At 72.8% G+C, this 19,716-nt stretch carries 13 protein-coding genes and 1 tRNA gene; 2 read left to right on the top strand and 12 right to left on the bottom strand.

The features are described 5' to 3' along the window. Both FMEAI12_RS27785 and dacB read right to left on the bottom strand, forming a co-directional pair. On the bottom strand, positions 1-1,059 hold a 1,059-nt coding region (locus FMEAI12_RS27785; protein ID WP_112108397.1), incomplete at its 3' end, for a zinc-dependent metalloprotease. 132 nt (positions 1,060-1,191) lie between these two features. After that, positions 1,192-2,679, bottom strand: a complete 1,488-nt coding sequence (gene dacB, locus FMEAI12_RS27780) for a D-alanyl-D-alanine carboxypeptidase/D-alanyl-D-alanine-endopeptidase (protein WP_112108404.1) — start codon at positions 2,677-2,679, stop codon at positions 1,192-1,194. 616 nt (positions 2,680-3,295) lie between these two features. On the opposite strand from dacB, the gene FMEAI12_RS27775 reads away from it, so the two are divergent. After that, complete coding sequence (locus FMEAI12_RS27775; protein WP_112108403.1) at positions 3,296-3,838, top strand: inorganic diphosphatase; 543 nt, start codon at positions 3,296-3,298, stop codon at positions 3,836-3,838. Positions 3,839-3,998: 160 nt separating this feature from the next. Here FMEAI12_RS27775 and FMEAI12_RS27770 read toward each other — a convergent pair. Beyond that, positions 3,999-4,070 (bottom strand) — tRNA-Thr (locus tag FMEAI12_RS27770). Positions 4,071-4,529: 459 nt separating this feature from the next. Here FMEAI12_RS27770 and FMEAI12_RS27765 point away from each other — a divergent pair. Beyond that, a complete protein-coding gene (locus FMEAI12_RS27765) occupies positions 4,530-5,261 on the top strand; it encodes a response regulator transcription factor (protein ID WP_012157746.1) in 732 nt (243 codons plus the stop codon). Here FMEAI12_RS27765 and FMEAI12_RS27760 read toward each other — a convergent pair. The 9 genes from FMEAI12_RS27760 to FMEAI12_RS27720 all read right to left on the bottom strand — a co-directional run bounded on the left by FMEAI12_RS27760 (position 5,221) and on the right by FMEAI12_RS27720 (position 19,613). Next, positions 5,221-5,889 carry a histidine phosphatase family protein gene (locus tag FMEAI12_RS27760; protein WP_071066210.1) on the bottom strand — a complete coding sequence of 223 codons (669 nt, stop codon included), beginning with the start codon at positions 5,887-5,889 and terminating at the stop codon, positions 5,221-5,223. The genes FMEAI12_RS27765 and FMEAI12_RS27760 overlap by 41 nt on opposite strands. A 112-nt stretch (positions 5,890-6,001) precedes the next feature. Beyond that, on the bottom strand, positions 6,002-7,048 hold the full coding sequence (locus FMEAI12_RS27755; RefSeq protein WP_112108396.1) for a regulatory iron-sulfur-containing complex subunit RicT: 1,047 nt from the start codon (positions 7,046-7,048) through the stop codon (positions 6,002-6,004). Between the two features lie 162 nt (positions 7,049-7,210). Further along, entirely contained in the window at positions 7,211-8,116 is a 906-nt protein-coding gene (locus FMEAI12_RS27750; protein ID WP_112108395.1) for a metallophosphoesterase, read from the bottom strand. A gap of 42 nt (positions 8,117-8,158) precedes the next feature. Beyond that, positions 8,159-9,415, bottom strand: coding sequence for a DNA polymerase III subunit delta' (locus tag FMEAI12_RS27745; protein WP_112108402.1), 1,257 nt, complete (start codon positions 9,413-9,415; stop codon positions 8,159-8,161). Between the two features lie 16 nt (positions 9,416-9,431). Continuing rightward, on the bottom strand, positions 9,432-11,855 hold the full coding sequence (tmk, locus tag FMEAI12_RS27740; RefSeq protein ID WP_112108394.1) for a dTMP kinase: 2,424 nt from the start codon (positions 11,853-11,855) through the stop codon (positions 9,432-9,434). Then, positions 11,855-14,959 (bottom strand): type I DNA topoisomerase, encoded by a 3,105-nt coding sequence (topA, locus tag FMEAI12_RS27735; RefSeq protein ID WP_112108393.1) that lies wholly within the window; start codon positions 14,957-14,959, stop codon positions 11,855-11,857. Before topA ends, tmk begins: the two co-directional genes overlap by 1 nt. A 655-nt stretch (positions 14,960-15,614) precedes the next feature. Beyond that, positions 15,615-17,975, bottom strand: a complete 2,361-nt coding sequence (locus FMEAI12_RS27730) for a sodium-translocating pyrophosphatase (RefSeq protein ID WP_071066187.1) — start codon at positions 17,973-17,975, stop codon at positions 15,615-15,617. A 657-nt stretch (positions 17,976-18,632) separates the two neighbouring features. After that, positions 18,633-19,235, bottom strand: coding sequence for an ATP-binding protein (locus FMEAI12_RS27725; protein WP_071066188.1), 603 nt, complete (start codon positions 19,233-19,235; stop codon positions 18,633-18,635). 36 nt (positions 19,236-19,271) lie between these two features. Further along, positions 19,272-19,613 carry an STAS domain-containing protein gene (locus tag FMEAI12_RS27720; RefSeq protein WP_012157755.1) on the bottom strand — a complete coding sequence of 114 codons (342 nt, stop codon included), beginning with the start codon at positions 19,611-19,613 and terminating at the stop codon, positions 19,272-19,274. Positions 19,614-19,716: the final 103 nt, after the last annotated feature.

The raw sequence follows: 19,716 nt of genomic DNA, 5'->3' as shown, positions 1-19,716 counted from the left end.
CGGCAGGGCCTGCGGCGACTGCCAGACGTGGTTGAAGCCCTCCACGCCGACCTCGGCGACCACGGCGCGGACGAACGCCCCGCCCTGGCGGTACTGCTGCATCTTGAGATCCAGCCCGAGCAGGCGACGTAGGAAACGGTCGATGGGCGAGCCGCCGGAGCGCCGGTTGTCGAACTTGCCGCGGATGTCGGCCACCGTCGGCACGACCTGCGGGCCGACCGCGTCCATGACCTGGTCGGCGTGCCCCTCGAGCAGGGTCATCAGCGCCTGGAGGCGGTCGAGGACGGCGCGCTGCGCCGGGGTCTGCAACGCCTCCACGACGCTCGGCGTGTCCGGCCCGTGGTCGCGCACGGCGCTGCGCAGCGCCGTGACGGCGGAGCGGAGCCGGTCGGCGAGGACTTCGGGATCGAGGTCGGTCGCGCCGATGAACGCCGCGATCTCGGACTCGAGGTGCTCGCGCAGCCACGGGACGGCGGTGAACTGGCTGCGGTGCGTCTGCTCGTGCAGGCAGACCCAGAGCCGGAAGTCGCGCGGGACCACCCGCAGGGTCTCCTCGGCGTGGGCGATGTTCGGCGCGACGAGGCTGAGCCGCCCCACCGGGGTCGGAGCGCCGGGCTTCGCCAGGGACGGGGCGCTCGCGGCGCCGCCCGCCTCATACTCCTCCGGCGGGAGGAAGACCTCGAACTGGCCGAGAACCTTGCCCGCGAGGTAGGCGAGCGCGGACCCGACCTGGACACCGGTGACCCGCCGGCCCACCGCGGCGGCGAGCCGGCCGCGGCTCTGGTCGGAGAGCTTCTCGATCAGGGGCGTGGTGGCCACGCGCAGCCCGGCGACGTTGGAACGAACCCACTCCGGCCGGTCGACGACCGCGATCGGGGTCGGTGGCCCGGCGGGGACGAGCTGGGTGTAGTCCTGCACATGGCCCTCAGCGATGACAGCCAGGCGCCGGAGCTCCGAGACGATCTCGTCCGCCTCCGCCCGGCTTCGCTGCGGCCCTGGTCGGACGAGCTTCTTCGCCGTCGTTACGGCGAGTTCCCAGTCCACCAGCTCAGCGTCCACGAATAGGAGCGTACCGGGCTTCCGGCCGCTTCGCCCGCCCGATCGGACGACGCCAGTCGGGCCCGGGGAGCCGTCCGTGGTGCCTGCCGTTGAGGTCGGCAGGGCCTGTGGTGTTCTTTGTTGTCCGATGACCTAGCCGCCCGGCGGCGCCGGTGGCCCGGCTGATGGCGGCCCGGCGCCGGCCGGCGGACATCCGCAGGAGGCGAGGGCCGCCGCGACCCGGTCCAGCGCCATCTTGGTCAGGCCCTGCTCCTCGACCGGGGCGAACAGCCCGAACAGCAACAGCCGTCCGTCGCTGTCGGTCACCATGCCGGCGAGGCTGGTCACGATGCGCAGGCTGCCGGTCTTCGCCCGGACGACGCCGGCCCCCGGGGAGGTGTCACCGGGGCCGTACCGGTCGCCGAGCGTGCCGGTGAAGCCCGCGACCGGCAGCCCGGACAGGACCGTCCGCAGGGCCGGATGACCCGGCAGGGCGGCCGTCCGCAGCGCCGCGACGAGCGTCGCCGGGGCGATCCGGTTGTCGATCGAAAGTCCGCTGGTGTCGCGCAGCGAGGCGCCGTCGGTCGGGATGCCCGCGTCGCGAAGGGCGCCGAGCACGCCCCGGGTGGCCCCGTCGAAGCTCGCCGGAAGCCCCCGGGCGATCGCGACCTGACGTCCCAGGCTTTCCGCCAGGTCGTTGTCGGAGTCGGTGAGCATCCGCTCGACCAGGACCGGGATCGGCGGGCTCTGCACGGACCCGACCTCGCGGGCCGCCGCGTCCGCCCGGCCCGTCGAGACCGAGCCGACGGACACGCCGGCCGCGGTGAGGGCCGTGCGGAACGCGGCCGCCGCGGTGGCGTCCGGGGTCAGGCTGCGCGGCCCGGCGGCGCCGGGTGTGGCACGCCCCGCGTCGACCGACAGCGCGGACACCGGGGTCACGTTCCCGTCGGTCACGTAGCCGTCGCGCCAGCCGGGTGCCATCCCCGGGCCCTCGTAGGCCGTCCCGTCGCCGACCACCGCGCCGACAGCGGTGATGCCGGCCTTGCGGACCTGCTCGGCGAGGTCGCTCAACCGGGCCGCCGGCGGGTACCCGGCCGCCCCGGTCGCCGCGGTCAGGGTCGGATCGCCCGCGCCGACCAGCCAGAGCGTGCCGCCTGGGGCCAGGGGCGCCCGGCCGGGCACAGTCGCCGACCCGGTGGTTGCCGCAGGTGACCCCGCGGTCGCCGCGGGTGGCGCGCTGGCCGGCGGGAGGTAGACCGCGTGGGTGCGCAGGCGGGCGTCCGGATCGAGCGTGGTGAGCGCCGCGGTCGCCGTGGCGATCTTGACCGTGGACGCGGGAGCGGTCGGCTCGGTGGGGCGGTTCGCGAGGAGCACCTGCCCGGTCAGCGCGTCGACCACCAGTGTCGCCGGGCCGCCCAGCACGGGGTCGGAGAGCGGCCCGAGCAGCCGCGCGGCCACCGCGGCCGGGTCGGCCTTCGGTGCGTCCGGGTCCAGCCCCGGCAGCGCGGACGCCTCGGCGCGTACACCCGGCGGGGCCGGTGAGGCGCCGCCCGGAGGCGCCGCCGGACCGGGCGAGAGCGATCCGGCGAGCAGCGCTCCGGCCAGTGCCGTGAGGCCACCGGCCCGCGCGCCCAGCGGCACTGTGGTCACCCGGGAAGGTTACGCAGGTCGGTGTCGCGCGGGTGGCGCCCTGCCGGTCACGTCCCGGCTTTCGTAAGGTGGACGGCCTCGCCCCGGCGACGGGAGAACGCGGTGTGCCTCCCGGCCGTCCGGAGCCCGCGACCGTGCTGGCCGCGTGGGTTTCCGGCGAGCGGGAACACCCCACGCGGGGGTGGCTCGGCCTCAGTCCGGGGTGGAACCGCTTCGGCAATCATGTGGATCGGGTACGAAGAAGGCCACACCATGGTGTGCGCCGCGGGGTGTGACAGGCACGATGGATGTCGCCCGGGGGCGCTCGGAGCCGACTGCGCGGCGCGCCTCGCGGGGCGTGGCCGTGCGATCGTGCGAGTGGCGGCGCCGTGCGGTGGCACCGCGGCCCGGTGGCCGCACCCCGCCACAGCGCGTCACCGCGCACAGGGCACAGTGGACCCGCACGAACCGCGGGTCCGGGTCTCGGCTTGACTACCGCGACCGAGTGACGCGCCACGCGGGTAGCGGCGCATCGCGAGACGGACGACCCATGGACGCCGGACACGGCGTCCTTCAGACACAGAGCCGGCCTTCGGTGCCGGACGGACCGAAGGAGACAGGGAACGGCGTGGACCTCGAGTTCGACGTGACCATCGAGATCCCCAAGGGGCAGCGCAACAAGTACGAGATGGATCACCACACCGGGCGCATCCGGCTGGACCGGATGCTGTTCACGTCCACCCACTATCCGTCCGACTACGGATTCATCGAGGGCACGCTCGGTCGGGACGGCGATCCGCTCGACGCGCTGGTTCTGCTGGAGGAGCCGACTTTCCCGGGCTGCCTCGTGCGGTGCCGCACGATCGGCATGTTCCGGATGACGGACGAGAAGGGCCCGGACGACAAGGTCCTCTGCGTCCCGGTGGCGGACGTCCGGCAGGAGCACCTGCGTGACATCCGTCACCTGCCGGAGTTCGACCGGCTGGAGATCCAGCACTTCTTCGAGGTCTACAAGGACCTCGAGCCCGGGAAGTCCGTCGAGGGCGCCTCCTGGGTGGACCGGGGGGCCGCCGAGAAGGAGATCCTCGCCTCGATCACCCGGCTCAAGGACTCCGAGGGCGTCGAGCACGGCGCGGACGAGGACGGCGCCGCGCACGCACACACGGCCTGACAACCACGGCGACGGCCACGCTCCGGCATCGAGCACGGCCGTCCCGGGCGGCCGGTGGGATTGCCCCCACCGGCCGCTGTGGCATGCCCTGAGGCAGGTGCGAGGGGGGTTGGCCAGGCCGCCGCTGACGGTGAACGGCGCTGGCTGGGAAGAGAGTCTGAGCCGGAGGCGGGGATTGAACCCGCGACCTATCGCTTACGAGGCGATTGCTCTGCCACTGAGCTACTCCGGCATCGGCCAGGCGGCTGCGAGCCGGTGGGCTCCGGCGCCGTCCTGCCCGGACGAGTATGCCAGACGAAGACGATGTGGCGATCGGCGCCCGTCCGTGGTCCGGGCCCTGACGTGGCTCGCGCGCACGCCACCCTGGGTCGGGGTGGCCGGGCTGCCGGCGGGTGACGGGCTCGATCCGGTGCGTCCCGGATCCGGATGCGGTCCAGTTCGGTGGCTCGGTGTGTGCTGGGGCGTCCGTCGGCGGGAAGTCACCGCTCTGCCTGTCTGCGCACCCCGCCACATCCTGTCGACGTTCGGTTGTCCGCGGGATACGGAATGATCGGGACGCGCACTGATCGCATGTCTTGCAAGGCTTTCTGTTACGGATTTGAATGCTCGAACCCCCGCGCGTCGGCCGAAGGTGTCGAAAAGGCACCCCCGGTCGCAGTGGCTCCGGAGAGGTTGCGTAGGGTTTCGCACCATGACCGGGGCCGGGGAAGGTGCGCCAGGCACGACGCGCGGAGCGTCGCTGCTTGTCGCCGAAGACGACGAGGCATCGCGAATCGCGCTGGCACGCAGCCTTGAGCGATTTGGGTACCGGGTGCTCGAGGCCGCGGACGGCGAGGCAGCGCTGCGACTGTTCCAGACCACCGAGATAGATCTCGTTGTGCTGGACGTGGCCATGCCGCGGATGGACGGTTTCGCCGTCCTCAGCCGGCTGCGCCAGACAAGCGAAGTGCCGGTGATCATGTTGACCGGACGTGCCGAGGAGGTCGACCGGGTCGTCGGCCTGGAGCTCGGCGCCGACGACTACGTGGTCAAGCCGTACTCGTTGCGCGAGCTGGTCGCCCGGGTGCGTGCGCGGCTGCGCCGCCGGCCCGTCGAGGCGCCGCCGCAGCGAACGGGGGACGGCAACGAGCCCCTCATCTACGGCGACGTCTCGATCGACCTGCGCGCGCGGGAGGTGGCCGTCGCGGGTGAGCGGGTGGATCTCACCGCCCGTGAGTACGAGCTGCTGGCCTTCCTCGCCCGACATCCACGCCGGGTGTTCAGCCGCGAGGAACTGCTTGAACAGGTCTGGGGCACCCGCTTCCAGGACCCGGCGACCGTGACCGAGCACGTCCGGCGGGTGCGCACCAAGGTCGAGGGAAGGCCGCCGCAGCGCCGCCTGGTCACCACGCTCCGGGGGATGGGCTACCGGTTCGATCCCTGAGATCCGGCTCCGTCGCCTCGCGTAGCTCCCGGTCACCCTCCTGGAGCTCGATGATCGATCCGTTCGGCACGGGTCGGCGCCGGTGGTGTTCCCGGTAGCCGCCCATGTCGAGCCGTTCGGCCGTGCCGGCGCGTGCCCGTAGGCACCAGTCCACCGCGCGGATGAACATGCCGTGGGTGAAGACCACGACAAGTCCCGGGGGCGCCTGGTGCAGCCGGGCGAGGAGCCGGTCGGCCCGGTCCATCAGCCCGGCGAACGACTCACAGCCCAGCTCGGGCCGGTCCACCGAGTACGGGTTCGCCTGGTGCCAGTACTGCCGCGCGAACGGCGCCCGTTCGAGGTCGGTCAGTTTCTGACCGTGGAGACTGCCCAGGTAGGTGAACTCCTGGACGTCCCAGACCTCCAGCGGGGTGGCCGGGAACCTGCGCGCGGTCGGTTCCGCGGTCAGCCGGGCGCGTAGGTACCAGGAGACCACGATCAGGGACGGGTCGTGGGGAATCATCCCGGCGACCGCGTCAGCCTGGCGCACTCCGAGGTCGGTGAGCCCGATCCCGTGCGGATCGGCCGACGGCTGCCCCGCGTTCGCCGTGCTCTCGCCGTGGCGTACCAGCCACACCCGCCGTTGCATGGTTCCCCCCATGTGGATGCCGCCGGCCGCGCCGGCGCGCGGTCATGTCGCGCTGTCTGTTTTGCCGCGAGCTGCCGTCCCGAAGTTCGGGCGGTCTGTGCCGCGTACGCCCTCAGTGCTCCGTGCGCCGCCGGGAACGGCGGCGGTGGGACCGCCCGCCGGCCGTGTCGGGGGAGCTGTCCTCGCCGCCGTCCGGCGCCGGGCCCGCCGTCCCCGCCGTCCCCGCCGGCCCGGCTGGTTCCGCGGTCCCAGTTGGTTCCGCCGTGGCGGCTGGCCCTGCCGTGGCGGCTGGCCCTGCCGTGCCGGTCGGGTCCGCGGTGCTGGCCGGGCGTGCCGGTCCGGCGGCATGGGTGGCCTCGTAGGCCTTGCGTGAGCCGCAGACGTCCGCGCGGGAGCAGGCGTGCCGGCCCCCGCCGTCGAGGGCGACCGTCACCTGCTGGCGCGGCACGTCGTGCGCGACGACCCGGCCGTCCCCGTCCGGTGTGGACGCGCGGGCGCCCACCGCGGGGACGGCGGCGGTGAACTCCTCGTAGAGGGGATGCTCGTAGCGCAGGCAGCACATCAGCCGGCCGCACGCCCCACTGATGCGCATCGGGTTCAGTGAGAGGTTCTGGTCCTTGGCCATCCGCACGCTCACCGGCTCGAAGTCGGTGAGGAAGGTGGAGCAGCAGAGGTCCCGCCCGCAGGAGCCGATCCCGCCCTGGAGTTTCGCGCTGTCGCGGGCCGAGAGCTGCCGCAGCTGTACGCGGGCGGAAAGCGTCCGGTTGAGATCACGCACGAGGGCACGGAAGTCGACACGGTTCTCGGCGGTGAAGTAGACGGTGAAGGCGTTGCTGTCGGGGACCACGTCCACTCCGACCACCTTCATCGGCAGGCCGTGCTCCCGGACGAGCCGGCGGGCGGCGACCCTCGCCTGGGCGCGGCGCCGTCGGGCGGCGTCGTCACGGCGCAGGTCGTCCTCGTCCGCGAGGCCGGCCAGCACCGGCAGGCCGCCGACATCCTCGCTGACCCACTGCGGCGCCCACACGCAGGTGGCGACCTCGGGCCCCTCGTCGGTGGGCACCAGGACCCGGTCACCGACCCGCGGGCTGTACGGGCCCGGATCGGCGTAGTAGAGCCGGCCCCGGCGGGAGAAGGACACCGCGCACATCATCGGCATGCGACGTCCCGCCACCTTCCGCCCTCGGATGCCCGGTCCACGGAAGACTACGACGGGAGCGGCGGCGAGGCTCCCGGTTCGCCCATCTCGCCCGATGCGGGGTGCGACGGCTCCATTCCGGATGGAGACGGGTCGGTCGGCGCGCCCCGGGGCCGGCCGGTGTCATCCGATGCGGGCGCCGCCCGGGACCTGGTAGACGGCGAACGGGGCCACGATGACCGGGCGGGCGACGTTGCGCACCGGCGTACCGCCCGGGGTGCGTCCCGTCTCCTGGCCGTGGTGGGCGTGGCCGTGGACGGCGAGCGCGGTGGCGGGCGCGTCGGCGGCGCCCGCGCCGGAGCCCGGGATCACGCTGCCATGCCAGGAGCCGTCGGCTGGCGCCGGAGCGGGGCCGTCCGAGGGAAGGACCGACGCCGGCCCCGGCGGGTCGAGCGTGCCCGCCATGCCGGACCTGCGCGCTGCGGTCGCCCCGCGCCCGGGACCGGTGCCGCGCCCGGCTCCCGCCGCGCGTGAACCGTCGATGGCGGCGCCGAGCAGGGAGCTGCCGAGGAACCGGTGCAGCCCCGGCGCCTCGCCCGTCAGCGTCTCCCGCACGGGCGCGTAGTGGGTGAGGGCGATGCGGACGTCGGTGTCGAGCGAGGCGAGCGCGTCGCGCAGGTGAAAGGCGTCGGCCGCGGCGTCCTCGGGCGTCCGGCCGCCGGGCCCGCCGTCGGCCAGGTGGTTGTCGGCGAACCCCGTCACGCCCGCGACCCCGACCGGGCCGGCCGCCGTCCCGATCGTCGCCGCGGTGCCGTCGAGCACGATCGCGCCGGCGTCACCGAGCATCGCGGCGACCCGCGGGCCCTCGCCGGCGTCGTGGTCGTGGTTTCCCAGCACCGCCACGACCGGCAGGTCGAGCCCGCGGACAACCGTGCACAGCTCCGCCGCGGAGTCCAGCTCGCCGTCGTTGGTCAGATCACCGGCCAGCAGCAGGACGTCGGCGACGAGCGCCGCCCGCTGGTAGAGCGGCCGGAGCCGGAACGCGGATCCGGGAACGACATGGAGGTCGCCGACCGCCGCAACCCGCATGCCCGTCCTCTCCTCCGGTGGCGCCTGCCGCCGAACAGGTTCTTATGCGTCGCGCAGCGTGAGGGCAAGAGACTCGGCAGCCAGCTGCGGCACAAGACCCGGGTTGTCCGCCAGCGCCTGCCGTGTCGCCAGGACGGCCTCCCACCGGCGCAACGTCTGCTCCGGGGTGGCCGCGGCGGCCAGCTGGGCGACGGCGTCGGCCTGGTCGGGGTGCACCGGGGTGACCTGCCCCCGCAGCTGCTGGACCAGTACGTCCCGGTACAGCCCGGCAAGATCCACCAGGGCCCGGTCGAGGGAGTCGAGAACAGTGCGCCGCCCGCGGCTCTTCTGGGTCCGCTCCAGCTCCTTGAGTGCCCCGGCAGCGCCGCGGACCTGGAGAGACCTCGGCTTGGCCCCCGCCTTGGCACCCCGCGCGGACGTCGACCTGGTACCGGAGGACGTCGCGCCGACGCCCAGTGCCGTCTTCAGCGCCTCGGTCTCGACCTCGTCGCGCTCGGCGTTCGCGGCCTGCGCGTCGGCGTTCGCGGCGTCCACCAGGTCGGCGGCCGCGGCCAGGCAGTCGCCGACCCGCCGCAGCCGGGAGGGCAGGCGCAGCACCGACTCCCGCCGTGCGCGGGCCTGCGGGTCGGTGGCCAGCCTGCGAGCCTGCCCGACATGCCCCTGGGACGCCTGCGCCAGCACGGCGGCGAGATCCTCGGCTGTGCCCTCCCGGATGAGGACGTCGGCCACGTTCTTCGGGTTCGGCAGCCGCAGGGCGACCGACCGGCACCGGGAGCGGATGGTGGGCAGCACGTCGTCGACGGATGGGGCGCACAGCAGGAACACGGCTCGCTCGGCCGGCTCCTCCAGCGCCTTGAGTAGCGCGTTCGCCGCCGAGTCGGTGAAGCGGTCCGCGTCCTCAATCAGCAGGATGCGCCATCGGCCCGCGCTGGGGGCGCTGGCGGCGTCCCTGATCAGGGCACGGACGTCCCGCACTCCGATCGAGAGACCCTCCGGGCGGACCGTGCGAAGGTCGGCCGCGGTGTCGGAGAGGACGGTGTGGCAGCCAGGGCACTGCCCGCAGCCTGGCGGGATGTTCTCGCAGAGCAGGCCGGCGGCGAAGGCCCGGGCCGCGTCGGCGAGGCCCGAGCCGGCCGGGCCGGTGAACAGCCAGGAGTGGGTCATGCCCGCCCGGGCGGCGACCAGCGACCCACCTTCGGTGACCAGCGCCGCCGCCGTGGCCGCGGCGGTCAGGGTGGCGACGACCGCGTCCTGTCCGACCAGGGTGTCCCAGACCGTCACACCGTCATTGTCGTGCATCACCGCGACCTGATCGTCATCGCGGGTCGTCACCGGTGATCGCCGGGCGCAGGCGTCCGGCGATCACCGCACGGATCTGCCGGTGCAGCTCCTGCGGGGAGAGCGTCGCGTCCAGGATGACGTGCCGGTCCGGATCCTCGTCCGCGAGCCTGCGGAAGTGCTCGCGAACCCGTCGGTGGTAGGCCACGGCCGCGACCGGGTCGGTGCCGGAGCGATCCGGCCCCGCGCCGGGCACGGCACCGCCGCCGTGCCCGGCACCGCCATCGTGTCCGGTACCGCCATCGTGTCCGCCGCCGTCGTCCTCGCTCTCCCGCCCGAGGTGAGGATCACCCCCGCCTCGGGCCAGCGCCTGCTCCGCAGGCAGGTCCAGCAGGATCGTCACGTCGGGCAGCAACGAGTGGCTGGCCCACTGGGTCAGCACCGTCAGCTCGTCGCTGTCGATCCGCTGGCCGAGCGCCTGGCACGCGATCGCGGAGTCCACGTAACGGTCGGTGAGCACGATCGCGCCCCGTGCCAGCGCCGGTTCGATGACCCGGGCCACGTGCTCGGCGCGGTCGGCCGCGTCCAGCAGCAGCTCGGTCCGGGCGTGCAGCCGGTTCGCGGGGTCGTCCAGCAGGTCCCGCAGGCCCGCGCCGAGGGACGTCCCGTCGGTCTCGTACGCCGGAACGACCTCGCGCCCGCTCGAGGACAGCCAGCTTCGCAACAGCTCCAGCTGGGTCGTCTTGCCGGCGCCCGCGGCACCCTCGACGGTGATGAACAACCCGCCATGACGGCGGCGGGCAGCGCCCGGCCGCCGCCCGCGCAGCGCGTTCCACAGCTCGGGCAGGACGGCTTCCCCGGTGTGGTCGTCCATCTGGCGGTAGGAGAACAGGCCGACCGCGACGGCGAGCAGCCCGCCGGCGAGCAGGACGACGGTGACACCGTCGGCCCGGACGTTGATGTCACCCCAGAGGTGGACCTGGTGCGAACCGATCAGACCGACGAGGGCCGGCGCGGCCGCGAGTACGACCAGCAGGTCGACCCGTACCAGCGACTGGACCAGCGCGAAGGTGCGCCCGCGCAGCTCATCGGCGACCTCGGCCTGCAGCAGGGTGTACCCGGTCACCCAGGCGACGCCGGCGAGGGCGCCGACGAACACGACCAGAATGCAGGCGATCACCAGGTTCGGGATGATCGCGACGATCACCAGCGTGATTCCCGCGGCGGTGACGCAGACGCCGAAAAGGCGGGTACGGCTGTAATCCCCGAGCAGCTTCGGGCCGGCGCCCATTCCGGCGGCGAGGCCGATGAACACCGCGCCGAACAGCACGCCGTAGGCCGAGTCGCCACCGCCGAGGATCTCGACGTAGAGCTTGCCGAGCGCCACCACACAGCCGGCGCCGGCGAAGCCGCCGAGGATTCCGACGACCAGCCCGCGGACGAGGCGGTCCTGGCCGACGAACTTCCAGCCCTCGGTGATCGAGGCGAAGAAGCCCGGCTCCGTGCTGTGCTCGGGCCGTTCCGCGCGGCCGATCGACCGCAGGCCCCAGATGACGATCGCCGACCCGAGGAACGTGGCCGCGTTGAAGTACAGCGCGATGTCCAGGGAGGAGTCGCGGAAGAAGTGAATGGACGGGCCCAGGGCCCGGGACACGGTGGCGAGCAGCGTGAAGATCGCCGCGGCCAGCGGCGCCGTGCCGTAGGTCGTTATCAGGCTGAGGGTGTTGGCCGCCGCGAGCCGGTTACGCGGGACCAGATGCGGGATCGAGGCCTCCTTGGCCGGTGCCCACACCAGGCTCACGCACTCGACGAGAAAGGACGCGATCAGTAGCCATCCGAGGGTTCCCACGATCGGGATGGACAGGAACAGCCCGAACCGCATCACGTCGGTGATGACCATGGTCATCCGGCGGTCGAGGCGGTCGGCGATCGCTCCGGCGAGCGGGCCCAGCACGAGCGCGGGCAGCAGACGGACGATCAGCAGGGAGCTGATCGCGAACGCCTGTCCGGAGAAGCTCTCGGTCAGCTGGGTGACCAGGGCGGTGGTCGCCAGCAGGCCCATCCAGTCGCCCAGGCTGGAAAGGCTGAGCTGGATCCACATCCGGCGGAACTCGGGAATTCGCAGAACCGCCCGCAGGTCGCCGTCCGAGCCGCTGGTGGTGCGCGCACGCGGTGGCGAGGGCACCGTCGTGACCGGATGACGGCTCAGTGGCCGCCGGACCCGCATCCGTGGCGGACGCGGGGCCCGCCGACCAGCCGGCGGCCCAGTGCCTGGCGGCTCGGTGTTTGGCAGGTGAGTGCCTGGTGGGTCAGTGGTCGGCGAATCGGTGCTCGTCGAGTTGGCGCTCGGCGGGTCGGTGTTGACCACGGGAGTCGCCGCGGGCTCCCGCGGAGCCGCCCGCGCGGCCCGCAGCGGTGTCTGGTCCAGCTTGCCGTGGCTCTCGCCGACGGGCAGATCCATCAGCTCGACCGCTGAGAGCCACCGGACGTTGCTCCGGTGGCGCTGTCGGTGCCGGATGCGTCGCCCGCGGCGGTGCCGGTCTCCCCGGCGCCGCTGGCGGCGGACTTCGACGCGCGGGAGCCGGACTTCGCCGTGCCGCCCGACGTCTTGCCCGCGGGCTTGGCCTTCGTGGTGGTCTTCGCGGCCGTCCGGGGCTTGGCTGTGGCCTTCGCGGGCGCCTTGGCCGTGGTCTTCGTGGTCCGGCGCGGCGTGGTCGTGCCGCGGGCTCGGCGGTCCGCGAGGAGCTCGGCGGCACGCTCGACCGTGATGGTCTCGACCGCGTCGCCCTTGCGCAGGCTGGCGTTGGTCTCGCCGTCGGTCACGTACGGGCCGAACCGGCCCTCGCGCAGGACCATCGGGCGCTCGGTGGCGGGGTCGGGCCCGAGCTCACGCAGCGGCGGCGTCTGCGCAGCCTGGCGCCGACCGCGGGCCTTCGGCTGCGCGAGCAGCGCGAGCGCCTCGTCCAGCGTCACCGTGAACAACTGGTCCTCGGACTCCAGCGAACGGCTGTCGGCGCCCCTCTTCACATAGGGGCCGTACCGCCCGTTCTGGGCGGTGACCTCCGCGCCTTCCGCGTCGGTGCCGAGGACGCGGGGGAGCGTCAGCAGCCGCAGCGCGTCCTCGAGGGTCACGGTCTCCAACGACATGGTGCGCAGCAGGCTCGCGGTCTGCGGCGGCTCGCTGTCCGTCGTCACGTACGGGCCGTAGCGGCCGGCCTTCGCGGTGATCGACGCACCCGTCTTCGGGTCCGTGCCGAGCAGACGGTCGCCGCTGGGCGCGGCCAGCAGCTCGAGCGCGCGCTCCACGGTCAGCTCGTCGGGAGCGACCTCGTCCGGGACGCTGGCACGCCCGTCAGCGTGCTGGACATAGGGCCCGTAACGACCGACCCGCACGACGACAGGCTCGCCGTCGTCCGCCTTGCCCAGCGGGATGGAGTTGACCTCGCGGGCGTCGATCTCCCCGAGCCGCTCGCCGACCAGGTGCTTGAGGCCCTCGACCGCGCCGGAACCGCCGGTGTCGGTCGTGTCGGGCAGACCGAAGTAGAACCCGGTGAGCCAGTCCGTGGACGCGGCCGTACCAGCGGCGATCGCGTCGAGGTCGTCCTCCATCGAGGCCGTGAACTGGTAGTCCACGAGCCGGGTGAAGTGGTCCTCCAACAGCCCGACCACCGCGAACGCGACGAAGCTCGGGACCAGCGCGGACCCCTTCTTCCACACGTAGCCGCGGTCCTGGATCGTGCCGATGATCGACGCATAGGTGGACGGCCGGCCGATCCCCAGCTCCTCCAGCGTCTTGACCAGGCTGGCCTCGGTGAACCGCGGCGGCGGGCTGGTCGTGTGGCCACGCGGGGTGAGCGTGCGGGTGGCCAGCGGGTCCCCCCGCCGGACGTCGGGCAGCCGCCGCTCGCGGTCCTCGAGCTCGGCGTCCGGGTCGTCGGCGCCCTCGACGTACGCGCGCAGGAACCCGGGGAAGGTGATCACCTTGCCGGAGGCGGAGAACTCCGCGTCCTCCCCGGAGCTGGAGGTCGCGCCCAGGCGGATGGTGGCGCTGGTGCCGCGCGCGTCGGCCATCTGGCTGGCCACCGTGCGCTGCCAGATCAGCTCGTACAGGCGGAACGAGTCACCGTCGAGCTCCGAGCGCACCTCACCCGGGGTCCGGAAGTGATCCCCGGCGGGCCGGATCGCCTCGTGGGCCTCCTGGGCGTTCTTGACCTTCTTGGCGTAGGTGCGGGGCCGGTCCGGGACGTACTCGGCGCCGTAGAGGGTGCGGGCCTGGTCCCGGGCGGCGACCAGGGCGGTCTCGGACAGGTTCGTCGAGTCCGTCCGCATGTAGGTGATGTAGCCGTTCTCGTAGAGGCGCTGCGCGACCTGCATCGTGCGCTGGCTGGAGAACCGCAGTTTGCGGCCGGCCTCCTGCTGGAGCGTGGAGGTCATGAACGGCGGGTAGGGCGAGCGCCGGTACGGCTTGGTCTCGACCGACCGCACCGCGAACGCGGCGCCGGTGAGCCGGCCGGCCAGCGCGCGGGCGCCGGCCTCGTCGAGCAGCGCGACCCCGTCGGACGTCAGCTCGCCGGTCGGGGCGAAGTCGCGGCCGCTGGCCAGGCGCCGCCCGTCCAGCGCGACGAGGGTCGCCGGGAGCGGGGTCGTGTCGAGGGCGGCGCCGTCGTGCGCGACGGTCTGCTGGAAGACACCCTCGATGTTCCAGTACTCCGCGGTGCGGAACCGCATCCGCGCCCGCTCCCGCTCGACGAGGACGCGGGTCGCCACGCTCTGGACCCGCCCCGCCGAGAGCTTGGGCATGACCTTCTTCCACAGCACGGGGGAGACCTCGTAGCCGTAGAGCCGGTCCAGGATCCGCCGGGTCTCCTGCGCGTTGACCAGGTTCTCGTTGATCTCCCGCGGGCTGTCGACCGCACGCTGGATCGCCTGCGGGGTGATCTCGTGGAAGACCATCCGCTTGACCGGGACGGTCGGCTTCAGGGTCTGCAGGAGGTGCCAGGCGATCGCCTCGCCCTCGCGGTCCTCGTCTGTCGCCAGGTAGAGCTCGCTGGCGTCCTTGACGAGCGACTTGAGCTTGCTGACCTGGACCTTCTTATCCGGGCTGACGACGTAGAGGGGCTCGAAGCCGTTGTCGACGTCGACCCCGAGCCGGGCCCACGGCTTGCCCTTGTGCGCGGTCGGCACGTCGGCGGCGCTGCGCGGCAGGTCGCGGATGTGGCCGATGCTCGACTCCACCTGCCACCCCGGGCCCAGGTAGCCCGCGATCGTCTTCGCCTTGGCCGGCGACTCCACGATCACCAGACGGGTCCCGTTCCCGTTCGCGGTGGCCCGCGCCGGGCGGCGCCCGCCCGTGGCGCGGGCGCCCGAAGCGCGCCCTGCGGTGGCGCCGGCCTCGGCCGTCTCGGCCGTCTCGGCCGTCTCGGCCGCTTCGGCCTCGGCCGCCGTGGCGCTCGCTGCCGTGGCGCTGGCCGCCGTGGCGCTCGCTGCCGCGGGCTTGGCGGGCTCGGCGACCGGCGTGGGCGACCCCGCGGTCGTCCGGCTCGTCGAATTCGTGCGCGGTGGCACTTCTCTCCTCGTTACGGCGTGCTGCTCCGGTGGACCGCTCGGGACGTCAGTGCCGCCCGGGTGATCCTCGTGTGATCTACCTCTGTCAGTTGCTCCAATGCCCGCCCGGGGCTGTTGTCGGCGCGCCGGCGATCCCCGCTCCATGGGCGTGGACACGGGCCCGGCACGACCGGACATCTCCCGCTGCCGGAATCGGCCGCAGGGAGCACCGTACGCCGGTGTGTGGCTGGAGGGCTCCCCCCGTCCGCCGTCGGGGGCCGCGCGGGCACTCCCTCGGCGGTTGCGCCGGCAGGCATCCGCACCATCGTGCCGTCGTCCACGCCGGGCGGTCCAGCGGCAGACGATCGCGTGCCGGATGACCCCGCCCGATCACCACTTTGCCCCGGAGACGCTCGCCGGACTGCCGGACCCGGCGACCACGAACGGGGCCGCATCCCGCCTACCAGGCGGGATGCGGCCCCGCATCGCTTCGGCGAGCGAAGGGCCGACCGGCTGCGCACGACCGCACGGGCGGGCGTCCACCAGGCCTCGACACAGCACCGGTGGCGATCCGGACGGGGTCGGACGAAGATCGTCGGGCAGCATTCGCTGCGGGACACCGTCAGATCACGCGGTCGGTGTGCCGGTTACGCGCCGACAGCGCCGGATCTCGTCGTCAGACCTTCACCTCCGAGCCCGACGGCGGGGTGCGCGTCGGCGGTGCCGAGGGCGTCGGCGGCCCGTCCCCCACCGACGAGCCCCGCCGCCTGGACGTCGCGACGACCGCGACGATCACCACGACGGCGGCGAGGGCGATGCCGATGCGGGCGGCCGTGTTCTCGTCCTCGCCCACCGAGAACTTCACGACCAGCGGAGCGATCAGCAGGCTGACGAGGTTCATCACCTTGAGTAGTGGGTTGATCGACGGTCCGGCGGTGTCCTTGAACGGGTCGCCGACGGTGTCCCCGATCACCGTCGCGGCGTGCACCTCAGAGCCCTTGCCGCCGTAGTTGCCGTCCTCCACGAGTTTCTTCGCGTTGTCCCAGGCGCCGCCCGAGTTCGCGAGGAAGACCGCCATCAGCACCCCGGCGGCGATCGCCCCGCCGAGGAACGCGCCCAACGGCGGGTAGCCGAGGCCGAACCCGACCGCGATCGGGGCCATCACGGCGAGTGTTCCCGGTGTCACCAGCTCGCGCAGCGAGTCCCTGGTACAGATGTCCACAACGGCGCCGTAGTCGGGCTTCTCTGTGCCCTCCATGATTCCCGGCTTGGTCCGGAACTGGTTGCGCACCTCCATCACGACCCGGCCGGCGGCGCGGCCGACCGCGTTGATCGCCAAACCGGAGAACAGGAAGACTACGGCGGCGCCGATGATGAGGCCGACCAGGGCGTCCGGATAGGCGATGTTCAGCCCACCAACGGTGCCCCGGGCGGCCTCCGTGGACGCCCCCGCGTCGGCGAGCGCGGTCGTGACCGTGTCGGTGAACGAGCCGAACAACGCGGTCGCGGCGAGCACCGCCGTGGCGATCGCGATGCCCTTGGTGATCGCCTTGGTGGTGTTGCCCACCGCGTCCAGCGAGGTCAGGATCGCCCCGGCGCGTTCGTCGATGCCCTCCGGCCCGGCCGACATCTCGGCGATGCCCTGGGCGTTGTCGCTGACCGGGCCGAACGTGTCCATCGAGACGATGACACCGACCGTGGTGAGCAGGCCGGTTCCGGCAAGCGCCACCGCGAACAGGGCGATCGTGACGCTGCCCGAGCCGAGGAGATACGCGCCGAACACAGCCGCGCCTATGAGCAACGCGGAGTACACAGCCGACTCGAGACCCACCCCGATTCCGGCCAGGATGTTCGTCGCCGGCCCGGTCGTCGACGCCTCGGCGACGCCAAGGACCGGGCGGCGGTTCGTCTCGGTGAAGTAGCCGGTCAGCAGCTGGATGGCGGCGGCGAGCACGATGCCGATGAGCACCGCGCTGATCGCGATCACCCGCGGATCGCCGCTCTGGGTGCTGCCTTCCAGCCCCGGGAACTCGGCGAAACTGCCCGGCAGGTAGACCATGGAGACGATCACCACGCCGATCGCGGAGACCACGGCGGAGATGAAGAAGCCCCGGTTGATCGCGGTCATGCCGGTGCGGTCGCCGTCTCTGGGGGAGACGGCGAAGATCCCGATGATCGCCGTGAGCACGCCGACCGCCGGGATCAGCAGCGGATATACCAGCCCGTTCTCGCCGAACGCCTTGACCCCGAGAATCAGCGCCGCGACCAGGGTCACCGCGTATGACTCGAACAGGTCGGCGGCCATCCCGGCGCAGTCGCCGACGTTGTCGCCGACGTTGTCGGCGATCGTCGCCGCATTGCGCGGGTCGTCCTCGGGAATGCCCTGCTCGACCTTGCCGACCAGGTCCGCTCCGACGTCTGCCGCCTTGGTGAAGATCCCGCCGCCGACTCGCATGAACATCGCGAGAAGGGCGGCGCCGAACCCGAACCCCTCGAGCACCTGCGGGGCGGTGTCCCGAAAGGCCAGGACCACCACCGCCGCCCCGAGGAGGCCGAGTCCGACGGTGAACATCCCGACGACGCCGCCGGTACGGAACGCGATCCGCATCGCGGCACGTTCACCGCTCTCGATCGCCGCCGCCGCGGTGCGGGTGTTGGCCCGGGTCGCGAGCGACATGCCGACGAAGCCGACCAGCGCGGAGAAGACGGCGCCCACGACGAAGAACACGGAACGGCCCACGCGAGCGCCCGTGTCATCCGCCGGTAGGAGCAACAGGACGAACGGGATCACGATGACGAACCCGGCGAGGGTCCGGAACTGCCGGCGGAGGTAGGCTGCGGCTCCCTCCTGAACCGCTCTGCCCACCTCGATCATTTTCGGAGTGCCCGCGTTCGCCGCCAGTACCTCGCGCACCAGGTAGGCGGCGACGAGGAGGGCGAGTGCTGCGACGATCGCCACACCGGCGACCAATCCGACAGCTCCACCGCTAAGGTCGATAGGGGGGTCCTCGGCCTGTAGGGTGTGGATCGGGGACATGGCTCCTCCCGGTCTGCTGTGTGCGCCCTCTGTGGCCGCGGCAGATGTGGGTCGGGCACAGAACGCCCGCCGTGCACCGTTCGTCGATCACAGCCGTACACGTCGCATCCGACGACGTCCTGGGTGGCGACCGACACCGGTCAGCGGGCGGGAGCCACCTTCCAGCGGGCGCCGAGCGGGCGCCGGACGTTACTCCGGTGAGGTAGCGGTGCCGGTCCGTACCCGGCGCCGCCGACCAGCCCGCGCGGTGAACGCCTTCGTGTGGCCCTGGCCTGTGGCCCGGGGCCAGGCCCCACGGGGAACACCAAGGGAAACACCGACGGCCCCGATCGACCGTCGGTGAGATGCGGCGGAGTCTATCCGCACGTCTGTGACGTGCGCTCGTTTTTCGGTTGTGGCTGGCCGAGTCGCCCGTTTTTGTTGTAGCGCGGCCCGTGAGGTGTCGCCCGGGCTGACGCCCGCAGGCCGGCGTGCCGTTCGGCTGCCGACGGCCTGCTCGAAGTGTGGCTGGACGCGCTCGAACCTCGGGTGGGCCCCGATCGCTGTCGGGAACTCACCCGAGTCGCTGCCAGGCGTCAAGCAGGCGTCGGGCCTTTCTCGGCCGCGTCAGGGCCCGCAGGGTCTCACTGCGGCTCGCCAGGTCTCGCTGTCGGCTCGTCAGGCCTCGCGGCGGGCGGAACCGGCGATCTCCGCGGCCAGTGCCGCGTAGGCGGCGGAGTCGAGATCGGAATCGGCCGGCGGCTCACCGGTGTGCCAGGTCATCTCGACGACGGTGCCCGTGCCGTCCGTGCCGCGCCGGACGGCGACCTCGTCGACCAGGCCCTCGATGAGGGCCAGGCCCAGGCCGGGCGGGAAGGGCTGGTCGGCGTCAGGGTCGCCATCGAGGCCCGGCGCGGTGAGCGCGGCGGAGCCGAGGGCCGCCGCGCCACCGAGGTCCGCGCCACCGAGGTCCAGCAGGGCAGGCGCGCTGATGAGGCCGCCGTCCGGCCCGGGGGCGACCTCGTCTCCCGGGGCGCCACTGTCCGACACGACGACGGTGAACGTCTCCGGCGCGTCGGTCAGCGCCACGTGCACCAGCGCCTCGGGATTGCTCCGGCGGTTGACCCGGACGGCTCGGGCGCACGCCTCACCAACCGCCAACTTGATCTCGTCGACGGCGCCGGCTGGCACGCCCGCGCGCCTGCTGACCGCGGTCGCGATCATCCGGGCGGTACGGACATGGCCGGGCAAGGCGGCGAAGTGCAACTCGACGGTGGGCATGCGTCCGAGGACCTGCCTTTCGCGAACGGGACCTGATCAGTCCCTGGCGGCCAGGGCTTCCTCGACGGAGGAGTGGATGGGGAAGACCTTGGTGAGTCCCGTGATCCTGAAGATCTTGAGGATACGTTCCTGGGTGCAGACCAGGTGCAGCGAGCCCTCGTGGGCACGAACCCGCTTGAGTCCGCCGACCAGGACGCCGAGACCGGTGGAGTCGAGGAACTCCACCCCCTCCATGTCGACCACCAGGTGGTACGACCCGGCCGAGACCAGGTCGATGAGCTGCTCGCGAAGCTTGGGGGCGGTGTAAACGTCGATCTCGCCGCCCACCACGACGACCGTGTGGGTCCCCTCCTGGCGAGTCGTGAGGGACAGATCCACGGATCCTCCTAGTGGTTCTTCCCGGCGCCCGCGCCTCGGGCGACCGACATCACGGCGGCACTACCCTCCCATGAGGAGGATCAATCCGATGGCCCGCAACACA

The organism is Parafrankia sp. Ea1.12 (assembly GCF_900465275.1).
GTDB lineage: Bacteria > Actinomycetota > Actinomycetes > Frankiales > Frankiaceae > Parafrankia > Parafrankia soli.
This window is presented reverse-complemented; position numbering and strand designations above follow the sequence as displayed.